We start from the raw sequence: 22,708 nt of genomic DNA on the forward strand, positions 1-22,708 counted from the left end.
TTTTGTAATATCTATTGGTTTATAGGCTCAAAATCATTACCATACATAATAAAAGGGATTAGTGATTTAATAAATTCTTCTGGTGGTACCTCACTATTTCTTCTCCATTCTACTGATGCTCCGTAGATTCCCCAATTTAACATGACAGCTATTCTCTTTAGTACTTGATTTTCGTCAATTGAACGTCTTTTTAAAAACATTTTGTAAAAAATAATTTCTAGTTGTTCCCTTATAATGCGAGCTATGGTGTCTTCGTACCCTCTATGGCATCGATTGGATAAGGAATTTTGAAAATTCGTAATGGCTAAAAAGATACTAACAATCACTTCTTCATTTAGTTCGTATTGCTCAACCTTATCAGAATTCAAATTGATCAACAGGACTTCTGATAATACTTTTTCTAATAAGTCATATTTATCCTTGAAATGATAATAAAACGTCGCACGGTTGACCATAGCCTCTGTTGTAATATCCTTAATGGTAATATCCTTAAATTCTTTTTTGCCCGAAAGTTCAATAAAAGAATCCATGATTAATTTACGTGTTCGAAGAATTCGGGGGTCCGTTTTTTCTTGGGTCATTCAAAAATCCCTCCAACTTTTTCAACAATTTTTCTAAGGTGTTGTATATACGATAAATCTAAATAATTATTGGTATTAGTATTTTTCATTATGAACTACAATGCAATTGTACAACAAATAGTAAATCAAAATTAAATTTGATGGCTCAATGTGCCTGACGTTTATTATAACAAACACAAAGGAGGAAACTTAAATGAATGAAATTAATAACATGATATGTGACATCGAGACAGGTGTATGTGGTGTGGCTGAAGAGGAAGAAATGGAGATGATTGATTTTAATCAGTCAAGAAAATCAATCAATCTTTATTATGTGACTGATCCTATTTGTTCTCATTGCTGGGCAATAGAACCAACACTTCGTCGTTTTATGAAGCAATACGGAAACTATTTTAACTTCCAAACTGTCATGGGTGGGCTATTAGAAAAATGGCATGGAGGACCTGTCGATCCTGCTAACGGCATCAACGGACCTGCTGATGTGGCAGGTCACTGGAGAGAAGTAGGTAAACATTATCGCATGCCGATTGATGGTTCCCTAATGATTGACAATCCAGTTCTGTCATCTTACCCACCGTCTCGTGTTTTTAAAATAATTCAAAAATACCATGGTGAAGAAAAAGCATTTGAATACATACGTCGTGCTAGAGAAGCTCTGTTTGTGTTCAATAAGAACATTGGTGAAGCATCCGTCCTTGTAGAAATTGTTAATGGTATGGGACTAGATGGTGAAGTCATTGTAAAAGAAGCTGACGAAAAAATTGGTCACGATTTATTAAATGAAGACTTCTTGCAAACTAGAAACCTTGGTGCTAGAGGGTTCCCTACTATTATCATGGTTAACGAAGAAAATAAAGGGGTTAAAATCGTTGGTGGTCGTCCTTTAGAATATTATGTCAATGGATTAACGCAAGCTCTAGGTGAAAAACCTCTTCCGAAACAACCAGCTTCGTTGTCAGCTTTACTCGAAGAAGAAAAGCTCCTATTCTCAAAAGAAATTGAGACAATGTATGATATTGAAAAAGGTGATATTAAGGCTTTTGTTGAAAGAGAGCTTTTGCAAGATCGTTACCAAATAAAGGAGTTTCTTGGAGAATTGTATTTTACAATTAAAAATTAACAGGGGGAATGAACAATGGCATACGTATTACAAGTAGATTTCAAAATGAATGGACCATTTGGAGATGAAATGGCTGCGGAGTTTTCAGGTTTAGCAAGAAGTATTAATGAAGAAGAAGGCTTCATGTGGAAAATCTGGACAGAAAACTCCGATACAAATGAAGCAGGAGGAATTTATATATTCGAAACAAAAGATACTGCTGAAAAATATCTAGACATGCACTCTAAGAGATTAGCTAGCTTTGGAATATCAGATGTTAATGCAAAGATCTTTGCCATCAATTCTAAACTAACTGAGATCACTAAAGGTAAAGTAAAATAAGTAACATTTGATATAATCACTAATAAAAAGGAAAGCGAGTAGCTCAATTGCTACTCCTTTTTTATTCTATTACCTTCTTATACAAAAACTGCTCGTTAGCTTAATCCATTCTTTCACAAAGTCGACTAAAAAAGAAGATATTTGTTGCACTGTATTTAGTCTAATACGAAAAAAGACCACCCTAAAAAGAGTGATCGCCCCACATGATAATTTAATTACAAGTATATTTGTACTGTGCAGTTGTGACTTATTTCATCTCTCTAATTAAGTATAAATCTTTTATAACATTATAATTGGAATAAATGCATGACCCAAAATACCAATGGAGGAATCATGATGGATGGTAGAAGATTTAAAGTATTAAATTTCTTAATCCCTAAAATACTTAAACCCGATGCTATTATCAAGATCCCCCCTATAATCGATATTTCGTTCAAAAGATCTTGATTAATATAATTTCCTATTAAAGTAGCAATCAAATAAATAGAACCTTGCCAAAAAAATAAAACAATTGCCGAAACAGCTATACCAATGCCAAAAGTGGATGCTAAAACAATTGAAGTAATTCCATCCAACATCCCATTAGCAAGCAAATAAGTATAATCCTTGTTTAACGCTGCCTCGACAGGGCCTAAAATAGATAGTGTTCCAACACAAAATAAAAGAATCGCAGTCGCTAGCCCTTCAGCTAAATTACCTTTTGAATATTTATTAACTAAGGCATTAAATCTTGATTCTAAATCCAACCTTTGACCAAGTACTCCCCCTACAGCTAAACTGACAATAAATAGTACAGGATAATTGCTGGAAGGTAAGTGTTGTACTAGTGCATTAATACCTAACCCTAATGCAACTAACCCCATAGCCTGCATTAGAATGTTATGATACTCGTCTTTTATCCCTTTTTTGAGAATACTGCCCACAATGCTACCGAGTAGTATCATTACTACATTGAATATCGTTCCAAACATAGTCATCTCTCCTATTAATTATTTTTCCTATCTAAAAATATAGACCCTCCTGTAAGAGGAGGGTCAACATTTTATTGGTATTTGAATTTCTGTCAGATAGTCATCTTTACTGCGAGAGATATAATGGTCAATGATTGTTCTTTCAATGGAATCACCGCTCACTTCAAACCATTATCTCGAATGAACTTTAATAAGGATCTATAATGTTCTGGGGATTCGCTATGATTGCCGTTATAAAAAATGCAGGCATACATTCCTTCTGGAAGCGTTGTTACTAAAGGACCCTGGATATCATCTTCCTCGGCTAAGATAAATATTGAGTTATATTGAGTAAAGTTGTTGATTAGTAAATCATTCAAACTTACAGTAAGACCTACTCCTCCAATGAAAACAGAAGAACTTCTTTTGGACTGGCTCTCTAGTCGCCTCAACGAAACTTCCAGCTCTGGTTCTGAACTAATTCTCTCCATTAATCTTACTATTTTTCTCTCTTCCTTTTCCTTTATAAATGGAATGCCCAATTCCTTTGATTCTCGCGCCAATTTAATGTCCTTGATTCGATTTTGAAACCTGTGGTTAATTCGTGTTAGTTCTTTAATTTTTTCTTCCGTTAAACGTTTTTGCTCCTCTAAAAGATTTAAAAAACTGTCGATATCCCTGTGATCCAGATGTCCTTTAATTTCCTTTAAAGAAAAACCCAATTCCTTTAAATAATGGATGGTGTTCAAATGTTCGAATTGTTCTGTTGAATAATATCTATAACCGTTATTTACATCCGTATGTATAGGTTTTAATAAATCAATTTCATCATAATATCGAAGGGCTTTAATCGTGGTATTATGAAGTTTAGCCATTTCTCCAATTGAAAATTGATTCTTCAATTTAATCTTCCTTTTCAAAAGCATTTTATTAATACGATTATACTTGTTTGTGTGATGTTAATCTATCGCGCTTCTATGGTAAAAGTGCATTTCATAAAGTCAATTAAACTAGATGTTCCTAGCTGCGCAGTATCCGTCTACTACGTAATAAGAGATACTACAATCTAGGTCTATTATAAAATAAAGAATGACTATTTATTCCCTTACAACAAGTTTCTATATAATGAAACCCTGTTCCTTTAATGAGCACTTTTTGTTTCTTTTTGGGGTCAAAATGTTCCTTTTTCGGGGAAATTACTGCATGTGCGAAAGTATTTTTTAATGCGAAGGCGCAATCATTTTTAGGCGCTTAGAGGTTCCATTTTGCATGTATTTGTTCCTTTTTACCCACGAATGTTCCTATGTCACTGGTTTGCCACACTAAAAAGAAACAGGTAAATACCTTCATATCAAAAGATCACGTCTTTATGTTTCTTTGTTCCCTCCTTTTTTAATGAAAGACTATAAATCAATATTATATATAGGTGTGTCACACGAGTATAATATGATGATAATACCTCCTTGACAAGGATTGGAAAATCATTTAAAATTTCATAGTAAGTTTATCGTTTGAACAAAGTGAGTTACAAATGAATTACTTTCTCAGGCAAATTGACGACACACCACGAATTTGTAAGCGGTTACTTTTTAAACCCTTAATTTATAGAAGGAAGTGGATACAAGTTTTTTGGCATGAGGCGAGACATCATTACGTATACTGACCAACCCTCTTGAGAGATTAGCAGTGTAATCCAAACGTAAAAGGTGGAGTAGAAATGACAAAAAGTAATTTATTGTTTGTTTTTTTAGTGTGGCTCATGTTAATCGTTGTACTTGTTGGTTGTTCGTCATCTTCAGCTGAAGATAAAAAAGAGCTTAGGATTTGGACTTTCACAGATGAGGCCAAATATGCTGTGGAAAAGTTTCAAGAAGCAAACCCAGATATTAAGGTAGACGTCCTTTTTATCAATAACGATAATCATGTAAAAAAGCTAATGTCTGTGTTACAGGTTGAAAAAAATGTCCCCGACGTGTTTTTTGTAGAAAAAGCCTATTGGCCACAGATTAGGGAGATTCCTCGATTAGAGGATTTATCGCAATCTCCTTATAACGCCGAAGAAATACTAGATCAGCAATACCAATATATTCAGGATGATGAAAAAGACGAAGAAGGCATCATAAGAGGACTGGGATATCAAGGTACACCAGGGGCTTTCTACTATCGACGTGATCTAGCCAAGGAATATTTGGGCACAGATGATCCAGAGGAAGTAAGTAAGTTGATTTCAAACTGGGATAAAATAATGGATATCGGAGAGCGGGTAGTAGAAGAAAGTAATGGCGAGGTTCATGCATTGGCAAATTGGAGTGATATCGGTTCAGTAGAAAGCTCTAATATAAAAGAGCCTTGGGTAGTAGATAAGAAATTAGTGATCGATCCAGTTAGAGTGGAAGCAGCAGAACTTGCCAAGGAGGCTAGAGAGCGAAAGGTATTGGCAAATTATGAATCCTGGGGCCCTGCTTGGACTGCATCTATGCAGCAAGGAACAGTTATGTTTTATGCCATGCCTACTTGGGCGCTTCCCCATGTTTTTGAGAATAATGCTCCTGAAACAGCCGGTAAATGGGGGGTAACCCATGGGCCAAAAGCCTTTACTGGTGGTGGGACTTTCTTAGCCATGTATAGCGGAAGTGAAAATAAAGAGGTTGCTTGGGAATTTATGAAATTTTACACCACAGATAGAGATTTTTTAACTGAATTGGCCAAGAACGAGCAGTACTTTCTAAGCAACAAAGAGATTAATATCGATTTAGCACCTGAATTAACCTCAGACTTTTTAAACGGTCAGAAATACTTTGCATTCTTTAATGAGGCAGGCGAAGAAGCGCCTTCTTCCCCCCAATCAACATACGATAATGATATAAATGGCTTGTGGGATGAAAAAGTGAATGATTTTTTAAATGGTAGATTAGAAACGATAGAGGATATGATTGCATCATTTAAGAAAGATGTCGGTCATCATTTTCCAGAAATTCAAGTAGATTAGTGTCATTCTGACTTATTAGATTTTCTGAGGAGGAGAAATAATGTTTTCAAAGACATTACGAAAAGATACTTATGGTTATCTATTTATCGCTCCATTCTTTATTATATTTCTTGTGTTCGGGCTATATCCTATCATGTATTCCTTCTACTTAAGCTTTACAGACTGGGACGGTTTTACCAATCCAACCATCGTAGGGTTGGAAAACTATCTAAGACTTTTTGGTGACTTCTTTTTTTACAAATCCTTATTCAATACGTTGGTTATTTGGATTGTTTCGGTCATCCCCCAGTTAACTGTCAGTTTAGTATTAGCTGTTATTTTGCATGAAAAATTTGTTAAAGGTAAAAGTATTTTCAGGGCAGTGTTCTTCTTTCCTAACATTGTTACAGCCGCATCGCTAGGTTTATTAGTCGCCTTAATCTTCAGCTGGCAAACAGGAAGCTTTAATCAGTTTCTAATGGCTATAGGAATGATTAATGATCCAATCCAATGGACAGATATGCCGAATTTTATGAGGGGCTTAGTATCGTCTATTCTCTTCTGGCAATATTTTGGCTACTCGATGATTATCTATATAGCAGGTCTCCAAGGCATTTCAAGGGACTTATTAGAGGCTGCAGAAATTGATGGCGCTTCCAAAGTTAGGGTGTTTTTTAGTATAACTCTCCCCCTACTAAAGCCAATCATTTTATTCCAAGTAGTAACCTCTATTATTGGAGGCATGCAAATTTTTGATCAACCTTATGCCTTGACGGATGGATCGGGACAGCCAGATAATTCAACACTCACCAGTGTAATGTATTTGTATGAGACGGCATTTACTCGCTATCAATATGGATATGGTTCCGCAATTGCCTTTGGGTTGTTCCTTGTCATTGTCGTCTTCTCGATTATATCCTTTGCCACAATGAACGCCAGAACAAAGAATGAACAAAAATAAGGAGGAAATAGAATGATCTCAGAAACAAAAGTGGAAGCCATTCATGACAAGAGAAAATCGAAAAGAATCAAGCCTAGCCACATTATCATTCATATACTTCTCATACTACTTGCCATTGTTTGTATTGTTCCGTTCTACATTATGATCGTTTATGGTACCCATACAAATGCGGATATTGCTTCCAAATTTATCTTTTTCCCAGGGGAAGCACTCATTGACAATTACCAAAATATGACAGAAAATATTAACATTTGGCGAGGGTTCTTAAATAGCTTTATTATAGCAGGCTGTTCAACGGCACTTACCCTCTATTTCGGCGCACTTAATGCATACGGATTTGCGAAATATAAATTTAGAGGCAATAAGGTATTGTTTTGGTTTGTGTTAGCAACGATGATGGTTCCTCAGCAGTTAGGCCTAGTAGGAACATTTCGGATTATGTATATCCTCAATTTACTCGATACATATGCTGCCCTTATCTTACCAGCCGCTGCTAACGCATTCGCCGTATTTTTTGTCAAACAATTTATCGATGGAACCATTCCTGATGAGGTCATTGAGTCTGCGAGGATGGATGGGGCTAGTGAATTCAAAACGTTTAATCGGATTATACTTCCTATGCTGACACCAGCCTTAGCCGCACTAGGTATCTTTGCCTTTATAGGTTCTTGGAATAATTTCATCAGTCCATTGGTGCTACTGTTCTCTAATGAAAAGTATCCATTACCAGTCCTTGTACAAATGCTGCAAGGCTATTATGGCTCTAACTATGGCGTGCAGTACTTAGGGGTTGCCTTATCTGTCCTGCCGATTATCATTGTATTTACAATTTTTTCGAAGCGAATTATCGGTAGTGTAGCGATCGGTGCAGTCAAAGGTTAACGATCAATGAACGAAACCTACTCTATGAGAAAAGGGTCTGATGAGCATGCAGTTAAATGGTTTATTAAATGTATTTTACAACGCTGGTGTATGGATAATCCGACTTATCTATCTCAACCTATTATGGATAGGCTTTACGATTTTAGGTTTAGTAGTGTTTGGGATCATGCCAGCGACCGTGAGCTTATTTGCTGTTTTACGTCAGTGGATTCAAGGTAAGGAATTTGTTGCGGTATTTCCAACATTTCGGCAGTATTTTCGAAAAGAATTCTTAAAAGCAAATTTATGTGGTTTGATCTTTCTAGTGGCAGCCATTATTTTGCGAATGGATATCATACTATTAAAAGCATTTCCATCATTTCCGTTTCAACTGCTCCTAGGTATCACACTCTCTTTAGGAGTATTGTATGCCATTATACTGTTGTATTTCTTTCCGGTATACGTGCATTTCGAGGTTCCGTTATGGCATTATTTTAAATATGCCTTGATTATCGGTCTTACACAGCTGCCGATTACCATCATGATGATCCTGGGCAGTGTTGTAGTTTTCTGTATGTATTGGTTCTTCTCTGGTTTAATACCATTACTTTGTGTTAGTTTATTTTGCCTAAATTTGATGTGGTTCGGGTACCGTGCCTTCAAAAATATAGAATATCAACAACAGAGTGAGGAATACAAGCCATTACGTAGCAAGAAAGCAATAAGCCGTTGATGAGGGTTGTTTATAGAAAAACTACTCATAGGCTTTGGTAGCCTATGAGTAGTATAATTTAGTTTGATTATTGAGGCATACACCTTATTATTTTCATCTTAGAATATCCTTTTTATTTTATTTTTGGATTATCATTCCAAATTGAAGCAGCACCATCTTCTTCATAAATAGATGGATTCGAGCTAATCATAGCAAGCGATTTTCTATCAGTTATATCCTCCTGTAACAGCCTACCCAGATTTTCTGGAAATAAATTGTTAAACCAACCTAAATAATAGTGAGTTTTCATAAGTACCCCCGTAGCAAAGTGTAAAAATCATTTATTTCTGCATTACTTATTCTTTTTTCTTGTTACCAACAAAATACTCTCAATATGGTCTGATTGTTGAACACAAGTTAAACAACGCTCTTCAACTAAGCTGCCCCTTCAATAATTTCAGCAAAAAAAGGTGATTATCCTTCTTTAAGGAAAGCTACCCGTTAGATTAATAGTGAACCTAAAATAAATGGTGCAATAAACAGCATTATTGAAGTGAAGATTAATGTAATGGACACATTTCTCGGCAATTTCTTTCGACCATCCCCCTGATACCAACCAGAAAATTGTAATTTGTTTCTATATAATACAAAGAGTAAAACTAATATTGCTAATGCACCGAGCCATGAATAACCTTCAGTTGCTTCATTGATTGTATAAATGTTTTCTATAAATGCCCAACTTAAACCACCAAGTAATTCAAAAATAAATATGATACGTAGTAGTTCTAATAACGTCCTTATTTCTTACCTCTCACCTACCTCTTTTATATAAGCACCCGTTAATTTAAGTGTAATTTTTCACAAACTAGTATTTCTAACAAAACTATTTAACAGCTTTCCAAATTGTCCATCTATCTTTTTCTACTATGCTTTTTTTAGATGAAAGTGATTTATCTATATTATTTATCAATAAATGTAATTCTTTATCATCTAATTCATGTAAAATGCTTCTTCCTGTTCTTTCATTTAGATCTTTTAATAATTGCTCCTTACTTTCATATACTCTTCTTGTTTCCCATAACTTAATTTCTTCAATGTCCTTAAAGCCTACCTCTTTTAATGTTTCAATTACGATTTGGCTATTGTATCTACGATTAGTTTCTTTTTCAATTAATCTCGGAAAAAGTTCAAAGAAAAACCCTCTAATATGATTATCATTGCCTTCTAATAAACAATCTTCAAGAGTACGATCTTGAATGATATAAAATCCATTGGAATCCAATACTCTAAATGCTTCTTTAAAGCAATTTTGTAGATCCTTAATATGATGTATTAACGCTCTTTCTAGCAATAAATTAAAGCTATTGCTATCTAATCCAGTATCAAAAGCACTTCCATGCTTAAATGAAATGTTTTTATATTCTTTGCAGTTTTCCATTGCCCCTTCAAGTATTTCCTCTGAAAAGTCAACACCAGTAACAGAATCCACTCCCATGTCTGATAGTGCTTTTGAATAAATTCCTCCGCCACAACCAACATCTAAAGCTTTAGAAATATTCTCGGTAGGTACAAGGTCTTTTATTGTTTCAATCCACGAGTTGTCAGCAGTTCGAGTTGTGTAAGTAAAACGATTTTTCTTGCTATGAAAATCAATACCCACTATACATCCCTCATCTCTCGATATTATAGTTAAATTCTACCATAAAACAAAATAGGAGCTGTCACTTCGATAGCTCCTTGTACCATTAAAGCACCCAGTTTGATCAATAAAAGTTATTAGTTTTGGTAGCAAGTCTCATATTCGTCTTTCATTAACAAACTTTTACAAGCCAAACCAGTTTCGTGATAAATCTCTTTACCGATTTCTAATTCGATGCTTCTATTTGAATTGGGATAATCAGGGTCATTATTTAAAATGTATAGTGTATCCCCATCCAGCCATTCCATTGAAATATTATTTTTTGCATCACTATAATAAACAGTTTGCATTTTGTTTTTCTCATTATTATCTGTGATTTCAACCCATACGTTAACACCGCCTGCTGCACCACCATATAGTTCATAATAAGCATTAGCTGTATATTCTTCAGTGGGAGAGGTTAGAGGGCCAGGTCCCTTTTGCATGGATTCTCTATCAATTTTACTAAATGTAAAAAAGTACGTTTCATATATGTAGATTGAAAAAACCAGAACAACCCCACCCAAAGTTGTAATCAATAATTTTTTAGGAAAAGGCTTATTTTTAATGAAAGAAATTATTATTCTTGTACATAAAATCAAAAATAATATAACGGTAATAGAAGATATTAAAAGCCCAAATAATATTAAAATCATAATCCCTCCATTCTATGTTCAATAACAACATCTCAAATACTAATAAATACCCGTTTGTTTAAATGATAAGGTTCACAATGTTTCCCCCTTATAAAGCTAATCCTTTAATGTGTAGCACATATCACAAAGACTTCTTCTTATTCAAGAAAGCGCCCGATTGCGGAATTACATCCGTCCTTCAAAACTCGTAATTCTTCTCTCTTGTAGCGTTCATTACTTTAAAAATAACAGTGCCAAAAGTAAACTTAACAGGATATAATGAAAGTACTACAGCAATAGTCTCGCTGAGTATCTTTATTTCCCCAGTTAAGTGAAACATATCGTTTATCAGGTAATTAGCTAATTGGATAAGACCAAATACTATACTCACCGACACAATAAACGCAAACAATATTAGAATTACTTGTAGTAAGGACATCTGTTTTATCTTTCCTAATTTTTTAATGCTGCCATCGCTAATCGAAAAAGAAAAGTACGCCATTGGAGTTAATAATAAGTACCAACTTGAATAGCCAAAGCCTATCCACGAAGCACCCATTCCCAAAAGCAGAATCCACCCAATTATGTTAAAAGTTTTTCTACTCACTTAACCACTCCCACCAAAATAATATCTAGTTAAATTGCCTTATTGTCCTGATTGGCACTAATTCCTATTCCAGAATTGCTCCTTTTAACGGAAGAATGAATAAGTAATTTTTATTCTTTTTTAGTTTTTATTTGAGTCAATTGCTGTTCCAACTGTTATTCCGAAAACCAAACCTATACCAGCTCCGATTGCTAGGTTATCAAATATTGTTAACCCAAGCACTGCTCCTAAAGGTAATCCTATACCAATTCCAAACGCCAAATAAGTATTACTTGTTGTTTTTTTATTTTTGCTCATCATTTACATTTCCTCTCTGATAACTTTTATCATAAATAATAAAACTTACAGTTATGGTTAAAAGAGCGGTTCCGCCTATAACATACACCCCATCCCAATATGGAGAACTTCCAGTTATTACCCAAACTTGATAGGGGATAAATATAATTGCTGCAATTACTAACACGCCCCATAACATTGAAATTGCATTTTGTTTAACCTCTTTTAAAGCAGAATGCCGTTTAGGATATTTAATCATAGAAATCTGTCTCAAGGAGAATAACAAAACTAAAATAGCAGTAATAAGTAATAAATAATTCATTTAAAATACCCCCTTGTAATTACAAATCATACTTAAATCGAATTTCTTCTTTACTCAACATTGCTGCTCCTTTAACGTAAGAAGCGACTACACTTGTTTCGTAATCGTCCCCTTTAGCTTAATAGTGAACCTAAAATAAATGGTGCAACAATCAGTATTGTTGAGTTTTGATTCTACTTGATCCCAACTTCTGGTAGTCTCTCTTATGTCACATAAACGCATAATTTCTACTTTACGCTTCTCATCTAATTGCTCTTTCCTATTGACACTTGTAAAAATAGGGTTGATTTTTTCATGCAAATTATGAAGTTGTAAAAGTATATTATTTCAGAACGATTTGAGGGTCGGGATTATCAATATTAGTTAGTCCAGCATCTAATTCTCTAAAGATAGATTGAAGATCTTTACGTATCGTATCCTCACCTCAGTTTACTGATTCAATTGATTGTACCCCCAAATAATTCACAAGGAATACTAATGGTGATTTTACTTCTAATTCGTACAGGTACATATTTACTTTCTCTAATTTCTCACTTTGTTCACATACTTATTTCTTTTAACGAAGTATAAGATGGAAATGATTAATATTACTAATGATAAGATACAAATAATTATTACCTTTTTATTCTTTTTCAACGAATACTTTGTTGACAATTAAGTTCCCCTTTTCCCTTTTTATATTCCTTTTTCCTTAAAGCTTAACATAATTATGTATTTTAAAAACTTATCAAAATTCAAATGTTGTTATTCTAACCAGGCTTGTTAGGTGTGACGAAGGAATGCAAAGGCAAGTTTTCGTTCACCTTACAGGTAAATATTAATTTCTTTTTAAAATTTTTCATTTACCTATTGAACAACACGTAACGTGCTGATTTATACTATAGAAAATAAAGATGAGGTGAAGTAATGTACACGATTGGAAAACTCTCGAAAAATACAGGAGTTACTGTGAGGACATTGGATTATTATGATGAAATTGGTTTGATTAAACCTTCATCAAAAACGGAGGGAGGGCACCGCTTATACAGTGAGGATGACGTTATGCGGCTGGAACGAGTTTTAGCTTTAAAATATATGGGATTTTCACTGGAGCAAATTAAAGATATCCTGGAAAATTCCACTTCGACCTGGCAAGAGTCGATTCAGCAGCAGCTGGAATTGGTTAAACGTGAACAGGAACGACTGCAGGTCCTGGAGCAAGCACTGCTTGGTATCTCGTATTCCATTGAAATCGAGGGAGAAATTAACTGGAAAATTATTTTTAGTATTATTCAGCTTTATCAACAAGATCCTGAAGATGCCTTACAACAATATAAAGATTACTTGAATGACGATGAAATGAAAAAAATCATGGATATGAATGTGCAAAATATGAGTGAGGAAGACATAAGGAATTGGATGAAAGTCATTCATGATATCAAAAATAATCTTAACATTAACCCGGCTTCAGAAAAGGCACAGCAGCTGGTGGAAAGCTGGTTAAACCAAGCAGAGAAAATGTATGGGAATGATGAAAAATTACTTGGAGATATGTGGCAAGCACTGCAAAATTTAAAGGAAGGCATTGCTTTTTACCCAATGAACAAAGATGTTATCCAATTCATTGAAAGTGTTTTTATTGCAAAGGAGGAATTTAAAAAATGATTCTCGATATAAAAGGTGTTACGAAGGTTTTTCGTGGTAAAGGAGAATCCAAAAATGTTGCCAATGACAATCTCACATTTACGATTAATGAAGGAGAAATATTTGGGCTTCTTGGACATAATGGTGCGGGAAAAACGACGTTGGTTAATCAAATATTAGGACTATTAACACCTGATCATGGTGACATTCATTTGCTGGGAGAATCAGTAACGCAATCACCTGCACGTGCCAGGTCCATTTGTTCCGTACAGCCGCAATCCCAAGTGTCATTGGGCTTACTTACTCCAAAGCAGGCAGTGACGCTGATAGGAAAAATGCGGATGGGGAAAAAGTTTGAACCAAAGCGAGTGGAAGCGCTTTTCGAAGCATTAGAAATGGAGGCTTGGGCGAATACAGAAGGCGAAAAACTATCAGGTGGCGTGCGAAGGCTGACAGCCTTTTGTATGGCGGTGATCGCCCCAGGTGAGTTAGTTATCCTTGATGAGCCAACCAATGATGTTGATCCGGTTCGCAGAAGTTACCTTTGGCAGGTAATACGTGACTTGACGAAATACGGGAGCTCCGTTATTTTAGTAACCCACAATGTTCTGGAAGCGGAAAAGGCAGTGGATCGGGTGGCTATTATGGATAAAGGGAAAATATTGACACAAGGGGATCCATCGGAAGTAAAAAGTTTAGTAGGAGACCGAATGCGAATTGAACTTAGTCTGGAAAAGGAATTTAAAAATATCGAGGTTCCTGATTGGGCACTTTCCCCGCATCAGAACGGATCCCGTCTTATTTTCTCTTTAGACCCAGCAAAAGTATCAGACACGATTGATTGGGCAAAGAATCAGACAGATAAAGGCCTTGTTATAGACTATTCCCTGTCTCCAACTACAATTGAGGACGTTTATATTGAATTAACTTCTAAAAAGGGGGCAGTATCGTAATGAATATGGTCAGCCATTATAAGTATGTTTTTCAAATGCAGTTTCTTAGAAATGCCGGTTTTTTTATATTTATGGCTTTATTACAAATACTGATATCCATAGGGATTGTTATAGGATTTTCTTATCTTATACCAAACCCTGATACGGAAACGATTCTATTCTTGGCAACAGGAGCCCCGACGATTATTTTGATTGTTGCAGGAATGGTTATCCTGCCTCAGCAAATTGGTACTGCAAAGACAGATGGATATATGGAGTACATGCGTACCTGGCCAGTGAATCGCTCCGTTATCCTTGGGGCAGATACAACCATATGGTTATTAATTACCTTGCCGGGAATAATCATTTCATCTATTGTTGCACACCTCATGTTCACTCCGGGATATGATATCTCTTGGACGGTAGTTCCAGCATTACTCATGATTGCATTAACTTCAATTGGTGTTGGATATGGATTTTCCTATCTGTTGTCACCTACAGCATCAATGGGTATTTCCCAGGTTGTTGTATTTGGAGCACTTATGTTTTCACCGGTAAATTTCCCAATGGATCGGCTGCCCGAATGGCTTCAGTCACTTCATGAAGTGTTACCAATTTATTCAATGGCAGAAGTGATGCGTGCTTCCCTAGCTGCATCTACCTTTGATGCAACGATGGGAAATTATATTAATTTAATGATATGGTGCGTTTTAGGGTTTGGTGGAGCTATATTTATTTTGAATCGGAAGTAACGGTAAAAAAATATTCCATTTCAGATGAAAATAAGTGGGAAAGGGACTTGAAGGGAAGTCCTTTTTCTGTTTTACCTTAGTCATTTTAAGAAGGAGGACTTTGCAGGTAACAAAGTCCTCCTTTCATAATTTTCTTACCAATTTCTTTTCAATAAATGAAGAATATTTAATACAATAAACACTTCCTAAAATTAAACCTAAAAAGAAAGCTCCATTGATAAATCCCCACCACTTTTCACCAACGTGTAGAGCATCATTGACAAACACAAGTAATATAGCAGCTATCCAAACCGTTCCTGCAATTGTTTCGAAACAGTCAATCCAAGCGATCTTTCTTAGTACTGGAGTGTTAGATAAAGTTAACCATCCCGCTTTAATCTGTTCGAGTTTCCCTTTTGGTTCAGTTTTTTTATCATTCACACTTTCTAAAAGACAAAGTAAAATGCTTGCTATTACGAACAAACCTCCCACTAACCAAACCAGTTGCTGAGAACTCATAATAATTAAAAATAAACTTCCTACAAACCACATAACTGCTTGTATAAGCTGTGTATGTTTAGGATTAACATAGTGTGGAATCAATGTCTGTCTTATTGGATTTGCACATCCATCAAGTAAAGCAATCAATCCTATTATTAAGAAAATCAAATAATAATTTGATGCTGTAATTCCAATTAACATAAACCCCAGCATGAAAAGCAAAATAGTTTTTCCAATTTGTGACCCAGCCATTAACCATTTAAGATTTACTTTCCCTATCCAAAGTGGTGTTAGCAGACTGGATATAAACATTGAAGAAGTAATCGTAAATGGTACAAAGGTTGATGCGGTTGCAGAACCTGTTAAAACAAAAATCGTACTAATAACACTGACTATATATAAAACATCGCCAATATTAGCGAGTGATTGACCAATTAGTAATAAAGAAAAATTTTTATTCAATTTCATTTTATATCCCCCAATATTTGAATTGAATGTTGTCTTTAATTGGGGGATTTTAAATTGGATTGTTCATTAAATGTTTACTCCTTTCATATATCGGATAAATCTGGGGGATTAGATTTATCACAAGTTTTTATCATCATAAAATTTTTATATGCATTTTAGCAATAATTGATATAGCACCCTAGTAACCGAGACAAAATACATAGCCCTTTCAAATCACCTAACACTTGAATCCATGCACTCTGATCGATTAGATTTTTTTTATCATCTTGATTAATCTGCACATCTCGTTTTTCTATTGTCAGTGGGATTGAAATTCCCTTGTAAATTACTCAGCTGATAGGTTTTTATCTTGAAAAATAGGAATGTTGAATCTTGCTTGGATGATTAACAAGGAAGAGCCAATAAAACATTGATAAAAATAATTAATATAACAATGATAACTGCAGACACTAAATATTCACCTGTCAACCGCCATTTCATCTATGATTACGAATTTATAGCCGAATCCTTTTACCGTAATTAAATAATGAGGATTAGATGGATCCTTTTCAATTTATTCTCTAAGTCGTCTAATGTGCACCATCACCGTATTGTCAGAGCCGAAGTAATCTTCTCTCCAAACTGTGTCATATAATTTTTCTTTACTTACGATCTTATTAACATGTTGCATAAAATATTTCATTAACTCTAATTCTTTCGGCTTTAGCTCAATTACTTGATCATTTTTCATTAAGACTGCATTATCCTCATCTAATTCAAAAGGTCCAAATTTTACAATCGATTGTTCATTTTGAGTCGGTACACTATAATCTAACCTTCTACCATTTTAAAACATCTAGTCAAAACACACTTTGGATATCCAACTAAAAGGGGAAGCTTAGATATTTTCTAGATTGACTATATAGTTACTATATACCTTAGTATTTAAAATATGAGGATAATATTAATTTTAAACAATCCAAGGAGGCATTTATATGAATGGCATTTTCGTAAAAAGTGAATTTGCACCTTTAAAAAGAGTGGTAATGGCTCAATCTGAGTTTGCTTTTCCTTCAAAACTAAATCATGAGGATTTGACATTTTTATCAGAAGAAAACAGTGATATGTTCAATGAAAAAGACATACTAGGTAAAAATTTGAGTGACGTTTTCCCCGATAAACAAAGAAGATGGGAAGAAGAAAGGAAAAATTTAAAAAAGGTTTTAAAAAAATACAATGTAGAAGTATCTGTTCCTAGACTATTAACAGATTATGAGAAAGAATTGGGGAAAGAAAATGGATACAGTAACTTTTTTATTAGAGATCCGTTTTTCACTATTGGGCATTTTTTAATAGAAGGGGCTTTAAGGTTTCTCCACAGAAGAAATGAAATCTTTCCGGTAAGAGATATTTTAGTAACTGAATCTTATAAAAACAGATGCAAGTATTTATCCATTCCAAAACCAGACATATCAAAAGGTCCATTTTCGGAAGATGGTCCATTTTTAGAAGGGGGAGATGTTCTAGTTTTAGACAAAACCATTTTCGTAGGGAGATCGGGACTTGCTTCCAATACAAACGGCATTAAATGGCTAAACAACCTATTAGATGATTATGGATATGAGGTATGTGAAGTTCCTCTTCATCCATCAATACTTCACCTTGATTGTGCTATAAGTTTTGTTAGAGAAGGACTAATGGTGGTTTGTGAAGAAGCGTTATTAGACGGTATCCCAGAACAACTGAAAAATTGGGATAAAATACATGTAACATTAAAAGACGCATCAAATCTTGCTACAAATGGACTTCCTATCAATGAAAATGTATATATAACAGATCCAGCGTTTCAAGATATAGGTGAGCAATTAGAAATAAGAGGGATAACAGTAGAATATGTAGATTACAGAATTTCAAGAAGTTTCGGAGGGGCTTTTAGATGTAGTACGCAACCTCTTTTAAGATGTGATAAATAAGTAAGTGAAGAAACTGTTGGTTATAACAATAATGATATAAAAAAGGCATATCAATTAATAGAAGGAAAAAACAGTGGACACTATTCATATCATTTAAGTCATTTGTTAAAATCCCTGTAATCGGGTATAATATAATTAGAAAGTCATATAATATTAAAAACCGTAGACGCTCCAACGCCTACGGTTACAATAGACCGAACCCCGATAAGAGGGGCGGCGCTAATATTAGAGGAAAATAACCCCTTCAAGCGGTGGTTACCCCCGAAAGTTAGATTTTACACTCTAACTTTCGGGGGTCGGTACCCACATGAGGGGTTATTTTTTGTCATTTTTATTGGCCATGATAAACGCAACTAACATCCCAAAAGAGATCATTAGTGACAAAAATGAAATCATTATTGTCAAAACGTTTTCGCCATCACGGGAATGTACTTTCAATGGTTCTGGTGGTGGATTGTCAATCCATACAATTACATGGAACTGGCTTGGGGAACTTCAACTATTTATGCAATAATTGGTGGATTTATTACGTTGGTTGGAATCTTTTGGTCAAATATGAAAAAACAGAATACTCAAACTTCCTCTACTAAATTTGTTAATCGTGTATTAGGAAACGAAAGACTGACAGAAATGCTTGAATTTCACAGAATCAGGCATTTCTGTACTAATATTTCTTTATTTAATTGATTAGAACTATTGCACACATTAGCTTAATAATGAACCTAAAATAAATGGTGCAATAAACAGCATTATTGAAGTGAGGATTAATGTAATGGAAACATTTCTCGGCAATTTCTCTCGACCATCTCCCTGATACCAACCAGAAAATTGTAATTTGTTTCTATATAATACAAAGAGTAAAACTAATATTGCTAATGCACCGAGCCATGAATAACCTTCAATTGCTTCATTGATTGTATAAATGTTTTCTATAATGGCCCAACCTAAACCACCAAGTAATAAGAAAATAAATATGATGCGTAGTAGTTCTAATAACGTCCTCATTTCTTATCTCTCACCTACCTCTTTTATATAAAGCACCCATTAATTTAAGTGTACTATTTCCCATAATGAATACTGACATTTATCTAAATTATTTACAAAACATTTGTATATTCAAGTAAAGAATTTAATGTAATGCACAAAAAGATTATAAGTATTACTAAAATAAATCAAGACAAAGGATGCTTTTTATTTTTTAAAATAGTATAGATAAATAAGGATAATAAGCCTATAAAAACTATCCCAAAAAATAGTGGTAACAATAATAAAACGTACATAATATTCTCACGCCCCTATTTCTTAAAGCTAATTCATTTATCCAAGCCGGTCTCGGCTTGTTGAAGAAATGAACCTGTTACTTCAATAAGACTTACAATTAATTAGCTTAATTTCTATCTATAAGGATTTGTTTGTGTATATGGTGTTCCATATGTTCAAGGTAATCTTGTATTAGCCACTCTAATGTTTTATGTTGATTATTTCCTATGTCGCAGAGGTTGGATAGCTTTTCGTTAGAAGTATTTTCAACAATATTAACAATTTGTTTATTTAATGCTTTAAAAAGATTTAATATTTCTTCAGTTGTTCGTTCTTTATAATTCTGAATTGTTACCCATTGGTCTTGATCGTATGATTGGACAACATATACTGGTTTTTCACATTGAATTTTAATAAATCTTTCCATATTATTTACCGCTGAATCACATAGATGTCCTAATATCTCTTTTTTAGACCATTTATTTGGTGAAGGTCGCTTATTAATTTCATCTTCAGACATAGAGTTGTACTCTTCTGCTAATCTGTTTATCCAATAATTAATTCCTTCTACTACTTTTTGCATATTTATATCCCCCTACCCTTTTAAATCCCTCTATTCAGCATTACTGCTCCTTTACTTCAATAAGATTTCCTTCTTGAAGATTGTTATTGCTCACCAGAGATTGAATTGGTGAATTTATTAATCTCTTTAGTCATTTTTTTATAACGTGTCCAATGAAGATAGTGATGCCCTTCTAAGACTACAACTTTACTAGCTGGACTATCAGTTAATTGTGTCTGATAAAAAGACACATTGTTCTTTCCATCTTCCGTTACCTTTTCTTCTTTCGTTGTAAAGAATAAGGTTGGAATATTAGATGGAAACTTCATACCAACGGTTTTCTCAATATTCTCTTTTAGTTCATTGGCTTCAACAACAACGTTCTTGTTGTAACCCTTCCAAGCAGAGATTGCCTTGGTCATTTTTAAATTTTTTTCTGAATAGGTTCCTTTATCAGCAATAGGTAAAAACCCATCAGGAGTTATATATAATGTTAACCTTACAATTCCAGTAGGTGCCATATATCTTAAATACATAGGCATTGTAGGTGCATCTTCACCAAAATATTCTAATGCTTGAGGTAAAGTTGGGTCGATTCCTACGATGCCTTTAACTTCTTCTGGGTATTTATTAGCAAAATACATACTGTAAATTCCAGAAATTGAATGAGGCACCAAGATATATGGTCCTTTTATATCTGATTTTTTTAGAGCTATTCTTATTTCTTCTACAATGTTTTCAACTGTCCGTTCCTTTTTGGTTATATCGCTCCATCCGTATCCAAACGGTTCTACCACTACAACCTTATTATTTTTTGCCATTTCATTTATTAAAGGTTCAAAATCCAGTACTGGTGCTACCGTTCCAAGCCCACTTAATAAAACAATCGTCTCTTCACCATCGCCCTTTGTATAAATGTGCATATCTTGACCATCAACTTCAACTAATTCTCCTATTGGTTGGTATTTTTTTTGTTCATATGCTGTCATAATATTACTGATAATAATCCAAATTACAACTGCTGCTAGTATTGAGAATAATATGTTTCTTAAAACTTTCCAGATTCGAATTTTTTTCGTTTTCTTCATTACTTTCCCTATGACCTTCTTTCTTTTTTTCTAGCATACCTTGCGTATAAACAAAGAGAAATGAACCATAGCAGTATATTTAGGTAAGTCTCAAGTCTTATAATTTGAAATATTCAATTAACCTGCCCGTTAGCTCAAGTCTCTAGTCAATAATAACCTAATATTCCATTTGTTTTTTTGGAAAAGAAAAGACAATCATTGACGGTTGATTGCCTTGTTTAACTCTAGCAACCAATAGTTGAAAAGAGATATATTTATTTGAGATTTACCTTGAACATCCCTGTCATATTTGGTGAATAATCTTTAAAACCATATTTTTCATAAAAATCCACTTTCCCCTCTGAAGCAAATAGCCCAATAAATGCCTTATTAGGTGCATTATTTTCAATGTAACTCATTAAAGTGTTGATAATTTCTTTCCCAATTCCATACCCTTGATATTTAGGATGTACAACTATATCTTGAATGTAGTAATAGATTGCACCATCCCCAACAATCCTTCCCATTCCTATAACTTTATTATTATCTTTTATAATCACTGAAAAGACTGTATTTCGTAGCGAGGTTTCTGCTACATCACAATTCATAAAATCTCTCCATCCTACACTTGAACACAAACTTATATATTCATCTAAAGTTGGAGTTGTATTATATAAAACTTCATAATCCTTTACCATGTTATCCTCCTGAAAAATTAACGTAGTTATTTATTATTTAACAAATTCCGCAAAACCCTTCTTCAACATTACTGCCCGTTAGTGTTGAATGAGAATTGCTTATATCTTATTGTGTTAAAGCTCCCTTTACTTTAAGTGCAATTATTCACTAGAAAATCTTAAAAATCTCCCCTTCCTTTTGGAAAAGATTATTTTTAGATTAAATGGTCATAGAGTCAGTATTGAATCGAACTTTGTTGATTTGGTTTTTTGCTTCAATTGCTGAATCAGAAATAGACTTAGTCATTTCTTCTTTAGAAATTGTTCTCCACTCTTCTTTTTTATTCTTAAAATAATAGTTATATGTAATTCCCCTTGAGGAAGAAATAATAGCACCTAAACCATTCTCATCAAAGAAAACAGCTAAGTCTTCAGCTTTACCACCTTGTACTCCTAACCCAGGAACTAAAAAAATGGAGTGTGGTAACAATTCTCTAATTCTTTTCGCATCAGATGGGTAGGTTGCTCCTACAACAGCTCCAATAAAAGAGTAGTTATTATCACCTTTAGTTGCTTCTGCTGGTATGTCAACACTAAATCGGACAATTTTTTAAAGGTTCATCAACTTGTATTCAGTAGGTGTTAAATAATCTAGGGATCCATGAATTCGAATGTGGTTGAACCAATGAACATAATCAAAAAGTTCAAGGTCAAGTTCGTGTTGGTTAGTAAAATAAGCTCCTTTGACAAACTCTGTTTTGATGGTCTTAAATGTAGCTTCTGCAACGGCATTGTCATACGGCGTTCCTTTTTCGCTCAATGAACGCTCAATACCAAACGTTTCTAATGCCTGATCAATAAGTTGGTTCTTAAACTCACTGCCTCTATCCGTGTGAAACAATTCAAGATGATGAAGATTGTATGGAACGGATGCAAAGGCACG

Annotated in this window: 26 protein-coding genes and 2 pseudogenes; 11 read left to right on the forward strand and 17 right to left on the reverse strand. The window is 34.2% G+C overall.

The features are described 5' to 3' along the window. Nucleotides 1–11: 11 nt before the first annotated feature. The gene (locus tag J5J03_RS03770; protein WP_208586165.1) at nt 12–581 is read right to left on the reverse strand and encodes a TetR/AcrR family transcriptional regulator; all 570 of its coding nucleotides are present in this window, start codon (nt 579–581) and stop codon (nt 12–14) included. Between the two features lie 193 nt (nt 582–774). On the opposite strand from J5J03_RS03770, the gene J5J03_RS03775 reads away from it, so the two are divergent. Together J5J03_RS03775 and J5J03_RS03780 are read left to right on the forward strand one after the other, a co-directional pair. Continuing rightward, nucleotides 775–1,701, forward strand: coding sequence for a DsbA family protein (locus J5J03_RS03775; protein ID WP_208586166.1), 927 nt, complete (start codon nt 775–777; stop codon nt 1,699–1,701). 15 nt (nt 1,702–1,716) lie between these two features. After that, nucleotides 1,717–2,022 (forward strand): monooxygenase, encoded by a 306-nt coding sequence (locus J5J03_RS03780; RefSeq protein ID WP_208586167.1) that lies wholly within the window; start codon nt 1,717–1,719, stop codon nt 2,020–2,022. Nucleotides 2,023–2,309: 287 nt separating this feature from the next. Here the strand turns inward: J5J03_RS03780 and J5J03_RS03785 are convergent, their stop codons facing one another. Both J5J03_RS03785 and J5J03_RS03790 read right to left on the reverse strand, forming a co-directional pair. Continuing rightward, nucleotides 2,310–2,993 (reverse strand): DUF554 domain-containing protein, encoded by a 684-nt coding sequence (locus J5J03_RS03785; RefSeq protein WP_208586168.1) that lies wholly within the window; start codon nt 2,991–2,993, stop codon nt 2,310–2,312. Between the two features lie 158 nt (nt 2,994–3,151). Next, the gene (locus J5J03_RS03790) at nt 3,152–3,874 is read right to left on the reverse strand and encodes a MerR family transcriptional regulator (protein WP_231710589.1); all 723 of its coding nucleotides are present in this window, start codon (nt 3,872–3,874) and stop codon (nt 3,152–3,154) included. An 815-nt stretch (nt 3,875–4,689) separates the two neighbouring features. Here J5J03_RS03790 and J5J03_RS03795 point away from each other — a divergent pair. From J5J03_RS03795 to J5J03_RS03810, 4 genes are read left to right on the forward strand one after another with little or no spacing between them, the layout of a single operon-like run. Continuing rightward, nucleotides 4,690–5,961 carry an ABC transporter substrate-binding protein gene (locus J5J03_RS03795; protein ID WP_208586169.1) on the forward strand — a complete coding sequence of 424 codons (1,272 nt, stop codon included), beginning with the start codon at nt 4,690–4,692 and terminating at the stop codon, nt 5,959–5,961. 40 nt (nt 5,962–6,001) lie between these two features. Further along, the gene (locus J5J03_RS03800; protein ID WP_208586170.1) at nt 6,002–6,901 is read left to right on the forward strand and encodes a carbohydrate ABC transporter permease; all 900 of its coding nucleotides are present in this window, start codon (nt 6,002–6,004) and stop codon (nt 6,899–6,901) included. A 12-nt stretch (nt 6,902–6,913) separates the two neighbouring features. Further along, nucleotides 6,914–7,783, forward strand: a complete 870-nt coding sequence (locus J5J03_RS03805; RefSeq protein WP_208586171.1) for a carbohydrate ABC transporter permease — start codon at nt 6,914–6,916, stop codon at nt 7,781–7,783. Between the two features lie 40 nt (nt 7,784–7,823). Next, nucleotides 7,824–8,495, forward strand: a complete 672-nt coding sequence (locus J5J03_RS03810) for a YesL family protein (protein WP_208586172.1) — start codon at nt 7,824–7,826, stop codon at nt 8,493–8,495. Between the two features lie 118 nt (nt 8,496–8,613). Here J5J03_RS03810 and J5J03_RS03815 read toward each other — a convergent pair. The 6 genes and pseudogenes from J5J03_RS03815 to J5J03_RS03840 form a co-directional block, all read right to left on the reverse strand. Further along, nucleotides 8,614–8,784, reverse strand: a pseudogene (locus tag J5J03_RS03815) (cyanophycinase); the annotation flags it as partial. A 573-nt stretch (nt 8,785–9,357) separates the two neighbouring features. Continuing rightward, a complete protein-coding gene (locus J5J03_RS03820) occupies nt 9,358–10,134 on the reverse strand; it encodes a methyltransferase domain-containing protein (RefSeq protein WP_208586173.1) in 777 nt (258 codons plus the stop codon). Nucleotides 10,135–10,250: 116 nt separating this feature from the next. Further along, the gene (locus tag J5J03_RS03825) at nt 10,251–10,808 is read right to left on the reverse strand and encodes a DUF5412 family protein (protein WP_208586174.1); all 558 of its coding nucleotides are present in this window, start codon (nt 10,806–10,808) and stop codon (nt 10,251–10,253) included. A 178-nt stretch (nt 10,809–10,986) separates the two neighbouring features. Beyond that, nucleotides 10,987–11,394, reverse strand: a complete 408-nt coding sequence (locus J5J03_RS03830; RefSeq protein WP_208586175.1) for a disulfide bond formation protein DsbD — start codon at nt 11,392–11,394, stop codon at nt 10,987–10,989. 120 nt (nt 11,395–11,514) lie between these two features. Beyond that, nucleotides 11,515–11,691, reverse strand: coding sequence for a glycine zipper family protein (locus J5J03_RS03835; protein WP_208586176.1), 177 nt, complete (start codon nt 11,689–11,691; stop codon nt 11,515–11,517). Continuing rightward, on the reverse strand, nt 11,678–11,992 hold the full coding sequence (locus J5J03_RS03840; RefSeq protein ID WP_208586178.1) for a hypothetical protein: 315 nt from the start codon (nt 11,990–11,992) through the stop codon (nt 11,678–11,680). The genes J5J03_RS03835 and J5J03_RS03840 overlap by 14 nt, the downstream gene beginning before the upstream one ends. A 906-nt stretch (nt 11,993–12,898) precedes the next feature. On the opposite strand from J5J03_RS03840, the gene J5J03_RS03845 reads away from it, so the two are divergent. The 3 genes from J5J03_RS03845 to J5J03_RS03855 are packed head-to-tail and all read left to right on the forward strand — an operon-like array spanning nt 12,899 to nt 15,299. Further along, nucleotides 12,899–13,636: a MerR family transcriptional regulator gene (locus J5J03_RS03845; RefSeq protein ID WP_208586180.1), complete on the forward strand. Its 738-nt coding sequence runs from the start codon at nt 12,899–12,901 to the stop codon at nt 13,634–13,636. Further along, nucleotides 13,633–14,568 (forward strand): ABC transporter ATP-binding protein, encoded by a 936-nt coding sequence (locus tag J5J03_RS03850; protein WP_208586183.1) that lies wholly within the window; start codon nt 13,633–13,635, stop codon nt 14,566–14,568. Before J5J03_RS03845 ends, J5J03_RS03850 begins: the two co-directional genes overlap by 4 nt. Next, nucleotides 14,568–15,299, forward strand: coding sequence for an ABC transporter permease (locus J5J03_RS03855; RefSeq protein ID WP_208586184.1), 732 nt, complete (start codon nt 14,568–14,570; stop codon nt 15,297–15,299). Before J5J03_RS03850 ends, J5J03_RS03855 begins: the two co-directional genes overlap by 1 nt. Before the next feature lie 123 nt (nt 15,300–15,422). Here the strand turns inward: J5J03_RS03855 and J5J03_RS03860 are convergent, their stop codons facing one another. Both J5J03_RS03860 and J5J03_RS21935 read right to left on the reverse strand, forming a co-directional pair. Next, on the reverse strand, nt 15,423–16,247 hold the full coding sequence (locus J5J03_RS03860; protein WP_231710590.1) for an MFS transporter: 825 nt from the start codon (nt 16,245–16,247) through the stop codon (nt 15,423–15,425). Nucleotides 16,248–16,704: 457 nt separating this feature from the next. Then, nucleotides 16,705–17,067, reverse strand: a pseudogene (locus tag J5J03_RS21935) (winged helix-turn-helix domain-containing protein); the annotation flags it as partial. A 154-nt stretch (nt 17,068–17,221) separates the two neighbouring features. On the opposite strand from J5J03_RS21935, the gene J5J03_RS03870 reads away from it, so the two are divergent. Next, complete coding sequence (locus J5J03_RS03870; protein WP_208586188.1) at nt 17,222–18,199, forward strand: dimethylarginine dimethylaminohydrolase family protein; 978 nt, start codon at nt 17,222–17,224, stop codon at nt 18,197–18,199. A gap of 322 nt (nt 18,200–18,521) precedes the next feature. After that, a complete protein-coding gene (locus tag J5J03_RS03875) occupies nt 18,522–18,713 on the forward strand; it encodes a hypothetical protein (protein WP_208586190.1) in 192 nt (63 codons plus the stop codon). 191 nt (nt 18,714–18,904) lie between these two features. Here the strand turns inward: J5J03_RS03875 and J5J03_RS03880 are convergent, their stop codons facing one another. From J5J03_RS03880 to J5J03_RS03905, 6 genes are all read right to left on the reverse strand, one after another. Continuing rightward, entirely contained in the window at nt 18,905–19,204 is a 300-nt protein-coding gene (locus tag J5J03_RS03880; RefSeq protein WP_208586192.1) for a hypothetical protein, read from the reverse strand. 382 nt (nt 19,205–19,586) lie between these two features. Then, nucleotides 19,587–20,042: a DinB family protein gene (locus J5J03_RS03885; RefSeq protein ID WP_208586194.1), complete on the reverse strand. Its 456-nt coding sequence runs from the start codon at nt 20,040–20,042 to the stop codon at nt 19,587–19,589. A gap of 83 nt (nt 20,043–20,125) precedes the next feature. After that, a complete protein-coding gene (locus J5J03_RS03890; protein ID WP_208586197.1) occupies nt 20,126–21,109 on the reverse strand; it encodes an alpha/beta fold hydrolase in 984 nt (327 codons plus the stop codon). A gap of 254 nt (nt 21,110–21,363) precedes the next feature. Then, nucleotides 21,364–21,786 carry a GNAT family N-acetyltransferase gene (locus J5J03_RS03895; RefSeq protein ID WP_208586199.1) on the reverse strand — a complete coding sequence of 141 codons (423 nt, stop codon included), beginning with the start codon at nt 21,784–21,786 and terminating at the stop codon, nt 21,364–21,366. A gap of 199 nt (nt 21,787–21,985) precedes the next feature. After that, nucleotides 21,986–22,255, reverse strand: coding sequence for a beta/alpha barrel domain-containing protein (locus tag J5J03_RS03900; RefSeq protein WP_208586201.1), 270 nt, complete (start codon nt 22,253–22,255; stop codon nt 21,986–21,988). A 120-nt stretch (nt 22,256–22,375) separates the two neighbouring features. Then, nucleotides 22,376–22,708 (reverse strand): IS3 family transposase (locus J5J03_RS03905; protein ID WP_208586203.1); only part of this gene is annotated, 333 nt, incomplete at its 5' end.

Source organism: Gracilibacillus suaedae, assembly GCF_017599345.1.
GTDB lineage: Bacteria > Bacillota > Bacilli > Bacillales > Amphibacillaceae > Gracilibacillus > Gracilibacillus suaedae.